Origin of the sequence: Enterobacter hormaechei subsp. xiangfangensis (assembly GCF_001729785.1) — a bacterium.
GTDB lineage: Bacteria > Pseudomonadota > Gammaproteobacteria > Enterobacterales > Enterobacteriaceae > Enterobacter > Enterobacter hormaechei_C.
Genome location: NZ_CP017183.1, coordinates 782,463 through 798,962, shown reverse-complemented (window position 1 = coordinate 798,962; position 16,500 = coordinate 782,463). Strand labels below are relative to the sequence as shown.

Annotated in this window: 10 protein-coding genes; 4 read left to right on the top strand and 6 right to left on the bottom strand. The window is 55.1% G+C overall.

The features are described from left to right. Positions 1–10: 10 nt before the first annotated feature. Positions 11–373: a protein YacL gene (gene yacL, locus BFV63_RS03795; protein WP_032608514.1), complete on the bottom strand. Its 363-nt coding sequence runs from the start codon at positions 371–373 to the stop codon at positions 11–13. Between the two features lie 189 nt (positions 374–562). Beyond that, positions 563–3,160 carry a bifunctional aconitate hydratase 2/2-methylisocitrate dehydratase gene (acnB, locus tag BFV63_RS03790; protein ID WP_023315407.1) on the bottom strand — a complete coding sequence of 866 codons (2,598 nt, stop codon included), beginning with the start codon at positions 3,158–3,160 and terminating at the stop codon, positions 563–565. Between the two features lie 449 nt (positions 3,161–3,609). Between acnB and BFV63_RS03785 the strand changes: the two genes are divergently transcribed. Both BFV63_RS03785 and BFV63_RS03780 read left to right on the top strand, forming a co-directional pair. Continuing rightward, positions 3,610–5,106, top strand: coding sequence for a DUF3300 domain-containing protein (locus BFV63_RS03785; RefSeq protein ID WP_045346599.1), 1,497 nt, complete (start codon positions 3,610–3,612; stop codon positions 5,104–5,106). 10 nt (positions 5,107–5,116) lie between these two features. After that, the gene (locus BFV63_RS03780) at positions 5,117–5,908 is read left to right on the top strand and encodes a DUF2950 family protein (protein WP_003856312.1); all 792 of its coding nucleotides are present in this window, start codon (positions 5,117–5,119) and stop codon (positions 5,906–5,908) included. A gap of 52 nt (positions 5,909–5,960) precedes the next feature. On the opposite strand, the gene lpdA is transcribed toward BFV63_RS03780, so the two are convergent. The 4 genes from lpdA to pdhR all read right to left on the bottom strand — a co-directional run bounded on the left by lpdA (position 5,961) and on the right by pdhR (position 13,025). After that, positions 5,961–7,385, bottom strand: coding sequence for a dihydrolipoyl dehydrogenase (lpdA, locus tag BFV63_RS03775; protein WP_003856313.1), 1,425 nt, complete (start codon positions 7,383–7,385; stop codon positions 5,961–5,963). 175 nt (positions 7,386–7,560) lie between these two features. Next, positions 7,561–9,459 carry a pyruvate dehydrogenase complex dihydrolipoyllysine-residue acetyltransferase gene (aceF, locus tag BFV63_RS03770; protein WP_048241392.1) on the bottom strand — a complete coding sequence of 633 codons (1,899 nt, stop codon included), beginning with the start codon at positions 9,457–9,459 and terminating at the stop codon, positions 7,561–7,563. A 14-nt stretch (positions 9,460–9,473) separates the two neighbouring features. Further along, the gene (gene aceE / locus BFV63_RS03765) at positions 9,474–12,137 is read right to left on the bottom strand and encodes a pyruvate dehydrogenase (acetyl-transferring), homodimeric type (RefSeq protein ID WP_003856315.1); all 2,664 of its coding nucleotides are present in this window, start codon (positions 12,135–12,137) and stop codon (positions 9,474–9,476) included. A gap of 123 nt (positions 12,138–12,260) precedes the next feature. Beyond that, positions 12,261–13,025, bottom strand: a complete 765-nt coding sequence (pdhR, locus tag BFV63_RS03760; RefSeq protein WP_006173806.1) for a pyruvate dehydrogenase complex transcriptional repressor PdhR — start codon at positions 13,023–13,025, stop codon at positions 12,261–12,263. Positions 13,026–13,562: 537 nt separating this feature from the next. Here pdhR and aroP point away from each other — a divergent pair. Both aroP and BFV63_RS03745 read left to right on the top strand, forming a co-directional pair. Further along, positions 13,563–14,933: an aromatic amino acid transporter AroP gene (gene aroP, locus BFV63_RS03750; RefSeq protein ID WP_003856317.1), complete on the top strand. Its 1,371-nt coding sequence runs from the start codon at positions 13,563–13,565 to the stop codon at positions 14,931–14,933. Positions 14,934–15,097: 164 nt separating this feature from the next. Beyond that, the gene (locus BFV63_RS03745) at positions 15,098–16,495 is read left to right on the top strand and encodes a glycoside-pentoside-hexuronide (GPH):cation symporter (RefSeq protein ID WP_003856318.1); all 1,398 of its coding nucleotides are present in this window, start codon (positions 15,098–15,100) and stop codon (positions 16,493–16,495) included. Positions 16,496–16,500 lie beyond the last annotated feature (5 nt).

Sequence of the window (16,500 nt, the reverse complement as noted above, 5' to 3'; positions counted from 1 at the left end):
CTTCGGGAAGTTACTTCTGTTTCATAAAGTCGCGGTAGGCATTCACCACACTCAGGAAGTCTTCCACGCCGCACAGCGACAGGCTCTCTTCGTCGTAGTAGCTCATCCCCTCTTCAATTTCATCACCCGAGAACTCAAGCTGGTTGGCGCGCACCATCACCTCTTCGCCATCCATCCACAGGGTGTATTCGTGCCCGGCGCGTTGCCAGGAGCGTTCACTGCCTTTCACCGTTTCCGCCGCCTGCTCAACTTCATCCAGCAGCGCGAGGTTCTCTTTCACCTCTTCGTTAAACCAGTGTCCAACGGCTTCGTGCCCCATCGACATTCGCACTTTCACCACGCCGGTGATGTCGCGCAGAAATTCGTAATCCATAGTGTTTTCCTCTGCAAAGCCATTAAGGTAATTATCGCAGCAGCGAGGAAGAAAAAAAGCGTGGGAGGTGGGAGGAATGAAAATAAAAAGGTGAGAGCAAGACCTGCGGCCTGATGCCCTCACCCCGTCCCTCTCCCACGGGAGAGGGTGCAAACACTAAAAACCGTCTCGTAGAGACGGTTTTGCTGTTTATACCGCCGTCTGGAAGATCACCCCGTCTGCCTTCTCGGTGTACTGAGAGAGCTGGTCGAAGTTCAGGTAGCGATAGGTATCCACCGCCGTCTTATCCACCTGAGCCACAAAGGTCTGGTACTCTTCCGGCGTTGGCAGTTTGCCAATCAGCGCCGCAACCGCCGCCAGTTCCGCAGAGGCCAGGAAGACGTTCGCACCGGTACCTAAACGGTTCGGGAAGTTACGGGTCGAGGTGGAGACCACCGTCGCGCCGTCGGCTACGCGCGCCTGGTTGCCCATACACAGGGAACAGCCAGGAATTTCGATACGCGCACCGCTCTTACCAAACACGCTGTAGTAGCCCTCTTCGGTCAGTTGAGCCGCGTCCATACGGGTTGGCGGCGCCACCCACAGACGGGTTGGCAGCTGGCCTTTGTGGGTATCCAGCAGCTTGCCGGCTGCACGGAAGTGGCCGATGTTGGTCATGCACGAACCGATGAACACTTCGTCGATCTTCTCGCCCTGAACTTCGGACAGCGGACGCGCGTCGTCCGGATCGTTCGGTGCACACAGGATTGGCTCTTTGATATCCGCCAGATCGATGTCGATCACCGCCGCGTACTCTGCGTCAGCATCGGCTTCCAGCAGCTGCGGATCGGCCAGCCATTTTTCCATGCCCTGGATACGACGCTCCAGCGTACGACGGTCGCCGTAGCCTTCTGCAATCATCCACTTCAGCAGCACGATGTTAGAGTTCAGATACTCAATAATCGGCTCTTTGTTCAGCTTGATGGTACAGCCCGCAGCCGAACGCTCAGCGGAGGCATCGGTCAGCTCGAAAGCCTGCTCAACTTTCAGATCCGGCAGACCTTCAATTTCCAGAATGCGGCCAGAGAAGATGTTTTTCTTCCCTTTTTTCTCAACGGTCAGCAAACCCTGTTTGATGGCATACAGCGGGATCGCGTGAACCAGGTCGCGCAGGGTAATACCCGGCTGCATTTTACCTTTGAAGCGCACCAGCACCGATTCCGGCATATCCAGCGGCATCACGCCGGTCGCGGCAGCAAACGCCACCAGACCGGAACCCGCCGGGAAGGAGATACCGATTGGGAAACGGGTATGGGAGTCACCGCCGGTACCGACGGTATCCGGCAGCAGCATGCGGTTCAGCCAGGAGTGGATAACGCCGTCGCCCGGACGCAGAGACACGCCACCGCGGTTCATGATGAAATCTGGCAGCGTGTGGTGCGTGGTCACGTCAACCGGCTTCGGATACGCCGCAGTGTGGCAGAAGGACTGCATCACCAGATCGGAAGAGAAGCCCAGGCACGCCAGGTCTTTCAGCTCATCACGGGTCATTGGACCGGTGGTGTCCTGAGAGCCGACGGAGGTCATCTTCGGCTCGCAGTACGCGCCAGGACGGATACCAGCGACGCCGCAGGCGCGACCGACCATTTTTTGTGCCAGCGAGAAGCCACGGTTGCTTTCCGCCACGTCTTTCGCCTGACGGAACACGTCGCTGTGCGGCAGACCCAGCGCTTCACGCGCTTTGGTGGTCAGGCCACGGCCGATGATCAGCGGAATGCGGCCACCAGCACGTACTTCGTCGATCAGCACGTCGGTTTTCAGCTCAAAGCTTGCCAGCAGCTCATTAGTTTCGTGATTACGCACTTCGCCTTTATACGGGTAAACGTCAATCACGTCGCCCATGTTCAGGTTAGAGACATCCACTTCGATCGGCAGCGCGCCAGCATCTTCCATGGTGTTGAAGAAGATTGGCGCAATTTTGCCGCCGAGGCACAGGCCGCCGCCGCGCTTGTTTGGCACGTGCGGAATGTCGTCGCCCATGAACCACAACACGGAGTTGGTGGCGGACTTACGGGAAGAGCCGGTACCCACAACGTCACCCACGTAAGCCAGCGGGAAACCTTTTTGTTGCAGGGCTTCGATCTGTTTGATCGGGCCAACGCTGCCCGGCTGGTCCGGCTCAATGCCTTCACGGGCGTTTTTCAGCATCGCCAGGGCGTGCAGAGGGATATCAGGACGAGACCACGCGTCCGGTGCCGGGGAGAGGTCATCGGTGTTGGTTTCACCGGTCACTTTGAAGACGGTAACGGTAATTTTTTCAGCAAGCTGAGGGCGGTTCAGGAACCATTCGGCATCGGCCCAGGACTGCATCACCTGCTTCGCATAGACGTTGCCTGCTTTGGCTTTTTCTTCCACATCGTAGAAGTTATCGAACATCAGCAGCGTTGAAGAGAGCGCTTTAGCGGCAATCGGTGCCAGCTTGTCGTTATCCAGCGCGTCAATCAGCGGATGAATGTTATAGCCACCCTGCATGGTGCCGAGCAGTTCAATCGCTTTTTCAGGAGTAACCAGTGGGGAGGTGGCTTCGCCTTTGGCAACGGCGGCAAGGAATCCGGCTTTTACGTAGGCAGCTTCATCTACGCCAGGCGGTACACGGTTGATCAGCAGATCTAACAGGAATTCTTCTTCGCCCTCAGGCGGGTTCTTCAGCAGCTCGACGAGCGCGGCCATTTGGGTTGCATCTAACGGTTTGGGTACAATTCCCTCGGCGGCACGTTCTGCTACGTGCTTACGGTATTCTTCTAGCACGACGGTTCTCCTCGCTCTCATTGTCATATGCGGCGGGCGTTCTCTTCACGCTCCTGTGAGACAGCAGTTTGTAGGGTAAATGCCCGATACCGCGTCGGGCAGCATAGCAGGATTTCTGCACAGTGTTAATCTGTTTACAAAAAAGCAACATTAAAAAATTTGCTGAATCGTTAAGCATGATGTAGCACCCCGTCACCGGGCCCGGAAGCAGTTCCGTAAGTCTGTCGTCCCCCCGGCAACGCGCTGCTGGTCGCTCGCAAGAGCGGCCTTCTGAATTTCCGTCGCCTGCTCAGCCATCCGATATAATTGTGTAATAAATACTCACACTCTTTATCCGGATGCTTCAGAGTTTTTCCCAACAAAAGTCAAAACTGTAAAACACGGGTGAATGATACTCGCGGCAACAGCAACGCCTCACGGCACTGCACTCGTCTCGTTGGAGTCAATCTATGAAGTTGCCTTTTAAACCACATCTTCTTGTTCTGCTTTGCAGTGCGGGGCTGTTTGCCGCCTCGGGCGTCATGTTCGTTAAAAGCCGCGCAACGGAACCCGCTCCCGCACCTGCGCCGGTAGCCCCGCAGCTCCCCGACCCGGCAGCACAGCCTGCCCCGGTGGCCACCCCTGCCTATACCGCCGCGCAGATCGATCAGTGGACCGCGCCCATTGCGCTCTACCCCGACGCGCTGCTGTCGCAAATTCTGATGGCCTCAACCTATCCGGCGAGCGTGATTCAGGCCGCCCAGTGGTCAAAGGACAACCCTAAAATGCAGGGCGATGCCGCCATTCAGGCGGTCAGCGGGCAGCCATGGGATGCCAGCGTGAAATCGCTGGTCGCCTTTCCGCAGTTAATGTCGCTGATGGGGGAAAACCCGTCGTGGGTACAAAGCCTCGGCGACGCCTTTCTGGCCCAGCCAAAGGATGTGATGGATTCCGTGCAGCGTCTGCGCCTGCTGGCGAAGCAGACAGGCACATTGCAATCCACCCCGCAGCAGACCGTCACCACCGTGAAAAAATCTGCGCCAGCCTCCGCCAGTACAGCCGCGACGTCAACGTCGGCTAGTCCGACGGTGATTAAAATTGAGCCAGCCGATCCACAGGTGGTTTATGTCCCTACCTACAACCCTTCCACCGTTTACGGCACGTGGCCAAATGCCAGCTATCCGCCGGTGTATCTGCCTCCGTCTCCCGGCCAGCAGTTTACCAATAGTTTTGTCAGAGGCTTTGGCTATAGCCTCGGCGTAGCCACCACCTATGCGCTGTTCAGTAACATCGACTGGGACGATGACGACGATCATCATCACGATCATGATGACGATCACCACGGCGGTTATTCGCATAACGGCGATAACATTAATATTAATGTTAATAACTTCAATAAGATCACCGGCGAGCACCGTACCGATAATCACCAGGTCTGGCAGCATAATCCGGCCTACCGCAACGGCGTGCCCTACGCCAATAGCCAGCTTGCCAGCCGCTATCATCAGACTTCAGTGCCGGGCGGGTTGAGCGCTACCCGGCAGCAGCCGGTCAACCGCGATAGCCAGCGGCAGGCCGCGATGGCGCAGGTACAGCAGTCGACGGGCAAAACTCTCACACAGCTACAGCATGGCGACGCGCATTTCCCGCAACATTCAGCGTCCGCGCAGCAACTGAAGCAGCTCTCTCAGCGCAGCAACTATCGCGGCTACGACAGCGCGCGGCCCCACGCACAACAGATGAATAATACTCTTGCGCAAACCAGACGCCCGACGCAGGTTCAGCATCAGCCGCTGCGGGCAAACGCCCTGAGCGGCAACGACAGCCGTTCGGCCAGCTGGCAGGCCCAGCACCAGCGCGGGCTGCAAAGCCGCCAGCACGCGTCGCTGAACAGTGAGCAGCGTGCCAGCTTCCGCCAGCAGCTGTCCGAACACCATACCGAACACCATGAATTCCACCGTCGTTAAGGGAGCCGCTATGAACATGAAACCGATCGGTGGAATGCTGTTGTTGATGGTATCCACCTTCGCCTTCGCCCAGCAATCTTTCTCCACACCTGAGCAGGCGGCCAATGCCCTGACGAAGGCCATCAGCGAGCAGAATGAGAGCGCGATGGCCGACCTGCTGGGGGATAACTGGCGCGACTATCTGCCACCTGAAGGGGTTGATCCGGAGGCGGTGGCTCGATTCCTGCGTGACTGGAAGATAAACCATCGTACCGAAATCAGCGGCGATATTGCCCATCTGTCAGTTGGCGATAACGGCTGGCAACTCCCCATACCGGTAGTGAAGAAAAAAGAGGGCTGGCAATTTGATATGCAGAAAGCGGCTGATGAGATCCTGACCCGCGAAATCGGCCGCAACGAACTCGCGGCTATCGAAGCGCTGCACGCCTACGTCGACGCACAGCGGAGCTACTACGCCATGAACCACCGCTATGCGCAGAAGATTGTCAGCACGCCAGGGCTAAAAGACGGCCTGTACTGGCCCATCTCGCCGGGCGAAGCGCCAAGCCCGCTGGGTCCCGCCTTTAGCCCGCCGGAGCCTGGTATGGGCTATCACGGCTATCGGTTCCGCATTCTGTCGGATAAAAATGGCTTTGCGATGGTTGCCTGGCCCGTAAGCTATGGTCAGACGGGGGTAATGAGCTTTGTCGTTAACCAGGAAGACAAGGTTTATCAGGCAAATCTCGGCAACGATTCGGCGCAGAAAGCGCAGGCGCTCGCTGCATACCACCCGGATAAAACCTGGCAGCCTGTCACCCCCTGAACGCAGTGCATAAAAAAAGCGGCCTGAGGCCGCTTTTTTCATCTGAAGAAACTTATTTCTTCTTCGCTTTCGCGTTTGGCAGGTCGGTGATGCTACCTTCAAACACTTCTGCCGCCAGGCCCACGGACTCGTGCAGAGTCGGGTGAGCGTGGATGGTCAGCGCGATGTCTTCCGCGTCACAGCCCATTTCGATAGCCAGACCGATTTCACCCAGCAGCTCGCCGCCGTTGGTACCGACAATCGCACCACCGATTACACGGTGAGTTTCTTTGTCGAAGATCAGTTTGGTCATACCGTCTGCGCAGTCGGACGCGATAGCACGGCCAGAAGCAGCCCACGGGAAGGTGGCGGTTTCGTAGCTGATGCCTTTCTCTTTCGCTTCTTTCTCAGTCAGACCAACCCATGCAACTTCTGGCTCGGTGTAGGCGATAGATGGGATCACTTTCGGATCGAAGTAGTGCTTCATGCCGGCGATAACTTCAGCGGCAACGTGACCTTCGTGAACACCTTTGTGCGCCAGCATTGGCTGACCGACGATATCGCCGATAGCAAAGATGTGCGGCACGTTGGTACGCAGCTGTTTGTCAACGCGGATGAAGCCACGGTCGTCCACTTCCACGCCAGCTTTGCCCGCGTCGAGGTTTTTACCGTTCGGCACACGGCCGATAGCCACCAGCACGGCGTCGTAACGCTGTGGTTCGGATGGGGCTTTTTTGCCTTCCATGGAAACGTAAATACCGTCTTCTTTCGCTTCAACGGCAGTCACTTTGGTTTCCAGCATCAGGTTGAATTTCTTGCTGATGCGTTTGGTGAAGACTTTAACGATGTCTTTGTCGGCAGCCGGGATAACCTGGTCGAACATTTCAACCACGTCAATCTCTGAACCCAGCGCATGGTACACGGTACCCATTTCCAGACCGATGATACCGCCGCCCATAACCAGCAGACGCTTAGGAACGGTTTTCAGCTCCAGCGCATCGGTGGAATCCCACACGCGTGGATCTTCATGTGGAATGAATGGCAGTTCGATTGGGCGAGAGCCTGCCGCGATGATCGCGTTATCGAAGTTAATCACGGTTTTACCGTTTTCACCTTCCACTTCCAGGGTGTTCGCACCGGTGAATTTACCCAGACCGTTTACCACTTTCACTTTACGGCCTTTGGCCATACCCGCCAGACCGCCGGTCAGCTGAGTGATAACTTTCTCTTTCCAGGTACGAATTTTGTCGATGTCGGTCTTCGGCTCGCCGAAGACGATACCGTGTTCAGCCAGCGCTTTGGCTTCTTCGATAACTTTCGCTACGTGCAGCAGCGCTTTAGAAGGGATACAGCCGACGTTCAGACAAACACCGCCGAGGGTGCTGTAACGTTCTACGATGACGGTTTCCAGACCTAAATCCGCGGCGCGAAATGCTGCGGAATAACCTGCCGGGCCTGCCCCAAGTACTACGACCTGAGTTTTGATTTCTGTGCTCATCATGACCTCTTAATGTATACCCGTCGTCCACCGGGTCGTTCTATCCGCCCGTATTTTACAAAATTGTTAACAATTTTGAAACAACAAACGGCTCACGAATTATCGCTTTCACCAATAACCTCAAAAACCCCATGAGATTATCAGAAAAAAGCCGGCCGATTGGCCGGCTTTTCGATTACATCACCAGGCGGCGAATGTCGCTCAGCATGTTGTTAATGATGGTGATGAAACGCGCACCATCAGCCCCGTCGATCACGCGGTGGTCGAAGGACAGAGAGATTGGCATCATCAGACGCGGTACGAACTCTTTGCCATTCCACACCGGCTCCATCGCGGACTTGGACACACCGAGGATAGCCACTTCCGGCGCGTTCACAATCGGCGCGAAGTGGGTGGTACCCAGGCCGCCGATGCTGGAGATGGTGAAGCAGCCGCCCTGCATTTCGCCGGCAGTCAGCTTACCATCACGCGCTTTCTTGGAGATGGTGGTCAGTTCACGGGACAGCTCTGTGACGCTCTTCTTGTTCACGTCTTTGAAGACCGGAACAACCAGACCATTTGGCGTATCAACCGCAACACCGATGTTGATGTATTTCTTCAGCGTCAGCTTCTGGCCGTCTTCGGACAGGGAGCTGTTGAAGCGTGGCATCTGTTCCAGCGCCGCCGCAACCGCTTTCATGATGAAGACCACTGGGGTGAACTTCACGTCCAGCTTACGCTTCTCAGCTTCGGCGTTCTGCTGTTTACGGAACGCTTCCAGATCGGTGATATCGGTCTTATCGAAGTGGGTAACGTGCGGGATCATCACCCAGTTACGGCTCAGGTTAGCACCGGAGATTTTCTGGATACGGCCCAGTTCCACTTCTTCGATTTCGCCGAACTTGCTGAAGTCCACTTTCGGCCATGGCAGCATACCCGGGATACCGCCGCCAGCGGCTGCCGCAGGTGCAGCTTCGGCGCGTTTCACCGCGTCTTTCACGTAAGCCTGAACGTCTTCGCGCAGGATACGACCTTTACGGCCGGTGCCCTTCACTTTCGCCAGGTTCACGCCGAATTCGCGCGCCAGGCGACGGATCAGCGGAGTCGCGTGGACATAAGCGTCGTTTTCAGCGAACTCAGATTTTTCTGCTTTAGCAGCAGGGGCAGCAGCCGGTTTAGCAGCCTGAGCCGGTGCAGCAGCCGGTGCCGGAGCAGCCGCAGCAGCAGGAGCGGCGGCAGGTGCAGCGCCTTCCACTTCGAAGACCATGATCAGAGAGCCGGTAGAGACTTTGTCGCCGGTGCTGATTTTGATCTCTTTAACGGTACCCGCGAACGGCGCAGGCACTTCCATGGAAGCTTTGTCGCCTTCAACGGTGATCAGTGACTGTTCAGCGGCAACTTTGTCGCCCACTTTCACCATCACTTCGGTCACTTCAACTTCGTCACCGCCGATGTCTGGTACGTTAACGTCTTTCACGCCGCCAGCAGCCGCTGGTGCAGCAGCCGGAGCCGGAGCAGCTTCCGCTTTCGCTGGAGCCGCAGCGCCTTCAGAGCCCGCCACTTCGAAAATCATGATCAGGGAACCCGTAGACACTTTGTCACCGGTGTTGATCTTGATCTCTTTAACGGTACCGGCGAATGGCGCTGGTACTTCCATAGAGGCTTTATCGCCTTCTACGGTGATCAGTGACTGCTCAGCCGCAACGGTATCGCCCACTTTCACCAGGATTTCAGTGACTTCAACTTCGTCACCGCCGATGTCAGGCACGTTCACTTCTTTCGCTGCCGCGGCCGCCGCTGGAGCAGCAGCAGGAGCGGCTTCTTTCTTCTCTTCCTGCGCAGGTGCAGCAGATGCTGCACCGTCGGCGGAATCGAAAATCATGATCAGTTTTCCAGTCTCGGTTTTATCGCCAACAGAGACTTTGATCTCTTTAACGATGCCAGCCTGAGGAGACGGGACTTCCATAGAAGCTTTGTCGCCTTCTACGGTGATCAGCGACTGTTCAGCTTCAACTTTGTCGCCCACTTTGACCAGGATCTCGGTGATTTCAACTTCATCAGCCCCGATGTCCGGTACATTGATTTCGATAGCCATTATTCTTTTACCTCTTACGCCAGACGCGGGTTAACTTTATCTGCATCGATGTTGAATTTAGTAATTGCGTCTGCAACCACTTTCTTATCGATTTCGCCACGTTTAGCCAGTTCGCCCAGTGCTGCTACAACCACGTAGGAAGCATCAACTTCGAAGTGGTGACGCAGGTTTTCGCGGCTGTCAGAACGACCGAAGCCGTCAGTACCCAGTACGCGATAATCATCAGCTGGAACGTAAGTACGAACCTGCTCAGCGAACAGTTTCATATAGTCAGTAGACGCCACCGCTGGCGCGTCGTTCATCACCTGAGCGATGTACGGAACGCGTGGGGTTTCCATTGGGTGCAGCATGTTCCAGCGCTCACAATCCTGGCCATCACGCGCCAGTTCAGTGAAGGAGGTAACAGAGTACACATCGGAACCCACACCGTAGTCTTTCGCCAGGATCTGCGCTGCTTCACGAACGTGACGCAGGATAGAACCGGAGCCCAGCAGCTGAACTTTACCTTTGCTACCTTCGATGGTTTCGAGTTTGTAGATACCTTTACGGATACCTTCCTCGGCGCCTGCTGGCATTGCCGGCATGTGGTAGTTTTCGTTCAGGGTGGTGATGTAGTAGTAAATATTCTCTTGCGCTTCACCGTACATGCGCTGCAAGCCGTCATGCATGATGACTGCCACTTCGTACGCGTAAGACGGATCGTAAGAGATACAGTTAGGGATAGTCAGTGACTGAATGTGGCTGTGACCATCTTCGTGCTGTAGACCTTCACCGTTCAGGGTCGTACGACCAGAAGTACCCCCGATCAGGAAGCCACGAGCCTGCTGATCGCCTGCCTGCCAGCACAGGTCACCGATACGCTGGAACCCGAACATGGAGTAGTAGATGTAGAACGGGATCATCGGCAGGTTGTTGGTGCTGTAAGAGGTCGCAGCAGCCAGCCAGGATGCGCCTGCACCCAGTTCGTTGATACCTTCCTGAAGGATCTGGCCTTTCTCGTCTTCTTTGTAGTATGCAACCTGCTCACGGTCCTGCGGGGTGTACTGCTGGCCGTTCGGACTGTAGATACCGATCTGACGGAACAGACCTTCCATACCGAAAGTACGCGCTTCGTCGGCGATGATTGGAACCAGACGATCTTTGATCGACTTGTTCTTCAGCATCACGTTCAGGGCACGAACGAAAGCGATAGTGGTAGAGATCTCTTTGTTCTGCTCTTCCAGCAGCTGAGAGAAATCTTCCAGCGCTGGCAGTTCCAGCTTCTCGGTGAAGTTAGGCTGACGAGCAGGCAGGTAGCCTTTCAGCGCCTGACGACGTTCGTGCAGGTACTTGTGTTCTTCAGACCCTTCCGGGAAGGTGATGTAAGACAGTTTTTCTACCTGCTCATCGGTCACTGGAACGTTGAAACGGTCGCGGATATAACGCACGCCGTCCATGTTCATTTTCTTAACCTGGTGAGCGATGTTCTTACCTTCTGCGGTATCACCCATGCCGTAACCTTTGATGGTGTGGGCCAGGATCACAGTCGCTTTACCTTTGGTTTCACGCGCTTTTTTCAGTGCAGCGTAAACTTTCTTCGGATCGTGACCACCGCGGTTCAGCGCCCAGATCTGCTCGTCAGTCCAGTCTGCAACCAGGGCTGCGGTTTCAGGATATTTGCCGAAGAAGTGCTCACGAACGTAGGCACCGTCTTTAGATTTGAAGGTCTGGTAGTCGCCGTCAACGGTTTCGTTCATCAGCTGGATCAGTTTACCGCTGGTGTCTTTACGCAGCAGTTCATCCCAACGACCGCCCCACATCACTTTGATCACGTTCCAGCCAGCACCTGCGAAGATGCCTTCCAGTTCGTTGATGATCTTGCCGTTACCGGTTACCGGACCATCCAGACGTTGCAGGTTACAGTTGATGATGAAGCACAGGTTGTCCAGCTTCTCACGGGTCGCGATGGTGATCGCGCCTTTAGATTCTGGCTCATCCATTTCACCGTCGCCCAGGAAGGCGTAAACGGTCTGCTCAGAGGTGTCTTTCAGACCACGGTGTTCCAGGTACTTCAGGAATTTAGCCTGATAGATCGCACCGATTGGACCCAGACCCATAGATACGGTCGGGAACTGCCAGAACTCAGGCATCAGTTTAGGGTGCGGGTAAGAAGACAGACCCTTACCGTGAACTTCCTGACGGAAGTTGTTCATCTGCTCTTCAGTCAGACGACCTTCCAGGAAGGCACGTGCATAGATGCCCGGAGAGATGTGGCCCTGGAAGTACACCAGATCGCCACCGTCTTTCTCGTTAGCTGCACGGAAGAAGTGGTTGAAGCACACTTCGTAAATGGTCGCAGAAGACTGGAAGGACGCCATGTGGCCACCCAGTTCCAGGTCTTTCTTGGATGCGCGCAGAACGGTCATGATGGCGTTCCAGCGGATAGCAGAACGGATACGGCGTTCCAGATCCAGATTGCCCGGGTATTCCGGTTCGTCTTCGACGGCAATCGTGTTTACGTAGTTGCTAGCCCCTGCACCTGAAGCCACTTTCACGCCGCCTTTGCGTGCTTCAGAAAGCAGCTGATCAATCAGATACTGAGCGCGCTCAACACCTTCTTCACGGATGACCGATTCGATCGCCTGTAGCCAGTCGCGAGTTTCGATCGGATCCACGTCATTTTGGAGACGTTCTGACATGGGGGTATTCCTTATCTATCTAATACGTTGATTTGTCTGGAACCTGTCCCATTGTATTTTCGCCAGAAAACACAATAAGACAGGTTCTGCGTTTAGTTGCCGCGCTCTAAAAGTTCCTGGCGCTTAATCCTTTCGTTGCTGTATGCGGCGTAATGAACGTTCGCGACGCGATTGTTCACGGCTGCGGTCCAGCAAGATTTCCTCAATGAAAGCCAGATGGCGGTGCGACGCTTCGCGCGCCTGCTCCGGTTCCCCGGCCATTATCGCCTCGAATACTCGGGTGCGATGGTTGCTTACCAGCGGGAGCATCTCCCGACGGGCATACAACAATTCAAAATTCTGACGAACGTTCTGGGCCAGCATCGGCTCCATGCAGCGTAGCAGATGGAGGAGCACCACGTTGTGCGCCGCTTCGGTGACGGCAATTTGATACTGGACGACGGCGCTGGACTCGGCGTCTAAATCGCCGGACTGCTGTGCCCGTTCAATGGCCTGATGCAGCTCGCGAATACGTACGCGGTCTTCATCAGTGCTGCGAAGGGCGGCGTAATAGGCCGCGATACCTTCCAGCGCGTGACGGGTCTCAAGCAGATCAAACTGGGATTCTGGGTGGTCAGAGAGAAGTTCTACCAGCGGGTCGCTGAAGCTCTGCCACAGGCTGTTTTGCACAAAGGTTCCGCCACCCTGGCGACGGAGCAACAGGCCCTTTGCTTCGAGACGTTGAATCGCCTCACGCAGAGAGGGACGTGAAACGTCGAACTGTTTTGCCAGCTCGCGTTCTGGCGGGAGCTTCTCGCCCGGGCGCAGTGTCCCTTCGAGAATTAAAAACTCCAGCTGCTGCTCAATCACATCGGAAAGTTTTGGTTGGCGAATTTTGCTGTAGGCCATATTCCCTGTCTTACGCCTTTTTGCCCGGAGTCAATTGGTCTTACCAATTTCATGTTCGTATCGCTAAAGTAACAAAGTATTCACCTTCTGTCCATATTGGTTTTGATTGAAATCAGTAAACCCGGCACATTTTAACAACCTTACAGAACTAACGTTTCAGGAATGTAACTTTGCACAAATGAAATGGTTACTACCAAAGAGGCAGTTTTAACCATAATGAAACGAGGGTTTTTGCAATCTGAAGCGATTCAACAAGGCAAAAAATGAAAATTCGCCCTCTTCTGACGCATTTCTATTCTATAGGTTGGGGTATGAGGGGTTAACGTACCGATTTACAATTGGTTTCTTTTTATTCAAGTCGTCATCGCCCCTTCATAAAGCAGGTGCATTCGCTGGCGCTTACCACTATTCTGGCGCTAACGGAAGCCATCTCCGCTTTTTTCGGTATCGTTAACCGTAAAGAAATAAATACAGAATATGGACTTTCATAATTACACACGCACAGCGTGAACATAACAACCACACACGAGGTTTCAAATGGAAGCTCAACAGCATGGCGATCAGCTAAAGCGCGGCCTTAAAAACCGCCATATACAGCTCATCGCCCTGGGCGGTGCTATTGGTACTGGCCTGTTTCTGGGCAGTGCATCGGTTATCCAGTCGGCCGGTCCGGGCATTATTTTGGGGTACGCGATAGCGGGTTTCATTGCATTTCTGATTATGCGTCAGTTAGGGGAAATGGTTGTTGAGGAGCCGGTCGCAGGCTCATTCAGCCACTTCGCCTATAAATACTGGGGCAGCTTCGCAGGTTTCGCCTCGGGCTGGAACTATTGGGTTCTGTACGTTCTGGTTGCCATGGCCGAGCTGACCGCCGTCGGGAAATATATTCAGTTCTGGTACCCGGAGATCCCTACCTGGGCGTCTGCGGCGGCCTTCTTCGTCCTGATTAACGCCATTAACCTCACCAACGTAAAAGTGTTCGGTGAGATGGAGTTCTGGTTTGCCATCATCAAAGTGATTGCCGTTGTAGCGATGATCATCTTCGGCGGCTGGCTGCTGTTCAGCGGCAACGGCGGCCCGCAGGCCACCGTGCGCAACCTTTGGGAGCAAGGCGGGTTCTTGCCTCACGGCATGACCGGCCTGGTGATGATGATGGCGATCATTATGTTCTCCTTCGGCGGTCTGGAGCTGGTGGGCATCACCGCCGCGGAAGCCGACAACCCGGAACAGAGCATCCCGAAAGCCACAAATCAGGTTATCTACCGCATCCTGATCTTCTATGTGGGCTCCCTGGCGGTGCTGCTCTCGCTGCTGCCATGGACGCGCGTCACGGCGGATACCAGCCCGTTTGTGCTCATCTTCCACGAGCTGGGCGATACCTTCGTGGCGAACGCGCTCAACGTCGTGGTGCTGACCGCTGCGCTCTCCGTTTATAACAGCTGCGTTTACTGCAACAGCCGTATGCTGTTCGGCCTGGCGCAACAGGGTAACGCACCGAAAGCGCTGCTCACCGTTGATAAGCGTGGCGTACCGGTTAATACCATCATCGTGTCGGCGGTCGTGACGGCGCTGTGCGTGCTGATTAACTACCTGGCCCCGGAATCAGCCTTCGGTCTGCTGATGGCGCTGGTGGTTTCCGCCCTGGTGATTAACTGGGCAATGATTAGCCTCGCGCACATCAAGTTCCGCCGCGCCAAGCAGCAGCAGGGCGTAACCACGCGCTTCCCTGCCCTGCTCTATCCGCTGGGGAACTGGGTTTGCCTGCTGTTCATGGCAGCTGTACTGGTCATCATGCTCATCACCCCAGGCATGGCGATTTCCGTCTACCTGATCCCGGTCTGGATTGCGATCCTCGGCGTGGGTTATATGGTGAAACAGAAAAATGCCAAAACGGTGAAAGCGCACTAAATGTTTTCTCGCTGTACTCGCGGTTGCGGGTACAGCGTCTTGTTACCTTCCTCACAAATTCGCGCCAACAGCAAAATCCTCCATATCACCGCCTTTATATTGCAACGCATATATTCGTTTGCCAGCGAATAATTCTCTCCATACCGAAACCCGGAGAGCTGTCGATGAATAACAACAAACTGTCAGTAAAAGAAAAGATCGGCTATGGCATGGGTGACGCCGGATGCAACATTATCTTTGGCGCCATCATGTTATTTGTTAACTATTTTTATACTGATATTTTTGGTCTGGCTCCTGCACTGGTTGGCGTTTTACTCCTGTCCGTGCGCGTCATTGATGCCGTAACGGACCCGATCATGGGCGCGATTGCTGACCGTACCCGCAGCAAATATGGCCGGTTTCGTCCATGGCTGCTGTGGATTGCCTTCCCCTATGCGCTGTTCAGCATTCTGATGTTCACCACGCCAGAGTGGAGCTATAACAGCAAAGTTATCTATGCCTTTGTCACCTACTTCCTGCTGTCGCTGACCTATACCGCCATCAATATTCCGTACTGCTCGCTCGGCGGCGTGATCACCAACGACCCGAAAGAGCGCGTTGCCTGCCAGTCCTACCGTTTTGTTATGGTTGGTATCGCCACGCTGCTGCTGTCGCTAACGCTCCTGCCAATGGCCGACTGGTTCGGTGGGGATAACAAAGCCAAAGGCTACCAGATGGCGATGACCGTGCTGGCGCTGATTGGTACCTGCATGTTCCTGTTCTGCTTCGCCACGGTGCGCGAGCGTGTGCGTCCGGCGGTGCAAACCCATGACGAACTGAAAAACGACCTGAAAGACGTGTGGAAGAACGACCAGTGGGTGCGGATCCTGCTGTTAACCCTGTGCAACGTCTGCCCTGGCTTTATCCGCATGGCGGCCACCATGTATTACGTCACCTGGGTCATGGGGCAAAGCACCCATTTCGCCACGCTGTTTATCAGCCTGGGCGTTGTCGGCATGATGTTCGGCAGTATGCTGGCGAAAGTGCTGACCGACCGCTGGTGCAAGCTGAAGGTCTTCTTCTGGACCAACATCGCGCTGGCGATTTTCTCCTGCGCCTTCTACTTCTTCGACCCGAAAGCGACGACAACCATTGTTGTGCTTTACGTCCTGCTGAACATCCTGCACCAGATCCCATCCCCGCTGCACTGGTCCCTGATGGCCGACGTGGACGACTACGGTGAATGGAAAACCGGGAAACGTATCACCGGGATCAGCTTCTCCGGCAACATCTTCTTCCTGAAACTGGGTCTGGCGATTGCCGGGGCAATGGTCGGTTTCCTGCTCTCCTGGTACGGCTACGATGCGGGCGCAAAAGCGCAGAGCGCGGATGCCATCAACGGGATCGTGCTGCTCTTTACCGTCATTCCTGGCATTGGATACTTAATTACCGCGGGCGTAGTACGTCTGCTGAAAGTGGACCGTGAGACCATGAAGCAGATCCAGTCCGATCTGGAAAAGCGTCGCACCAACTATCGCGAGCTGAACGATTATCAGGAACTCAAAGCCGCTGAGACTAAATAAGGAAA

Coding starts and splice junctions, on each gene's coding strand:
- aceE (WP_003856315.1), bottom strand. CDS start 12,137: ATGTCAGAACGTCTCCAAAATGACGTGGATCCGATCGAAACTCGCGAC.
- yacL (WP_032608514.1), bottom strand. CDS start 373: ATGGATTACGAATTTCTGCGCGACATCACCGGCGTGGTGAAAGTGCGA.
- aceF (WP_048241392.1), bottom strand. CDS start 9,459: ATGGCTATCGAAATCAATGTACCGGACATCGGGGCTGATGAAGTTGAA.
- pdhR (WP_006173806.1), bottom strand. CDS start 13,025: ATGGCCTACAGCAAAATTCGCCAACCAAAACTTTCCGATGTGATTGAG.
- BFV63_RS03785 (WP_045346599.1), top strand. CDS start 3,610: ATGAAGTTGCCTTTTAAACCACATCTTCTTGTTCTGCTTTGCAGTGCG.
- lpdA (WP_003856313.1), bottom strand. CDS start 7,385: ATGAGCACAGAAATCAAAACTCAGGTCGTAGTACTTGGGGCAGGCCCG.
- BFV63_RS03745 (WP_003856318.1), top strand. CDS start 15,098: ATGAATAACAACAAACTGTCAGTAAAAGAAAAGATCGGCTATGGCATG.
- aroP (WP_003856317.1), top strand. CDS start 13,563: ATGGAAGCTCAACAGCATGGCGATCAGCTAAAGCGCGGCCTTAAAAAC.
- BFV63_RS03780 (WP_003856312.1), top strand. CDS start 5,117: ATGAACATGAAACCGATCGGTGGAATGCTGTTGTTGATGGTATCCACC.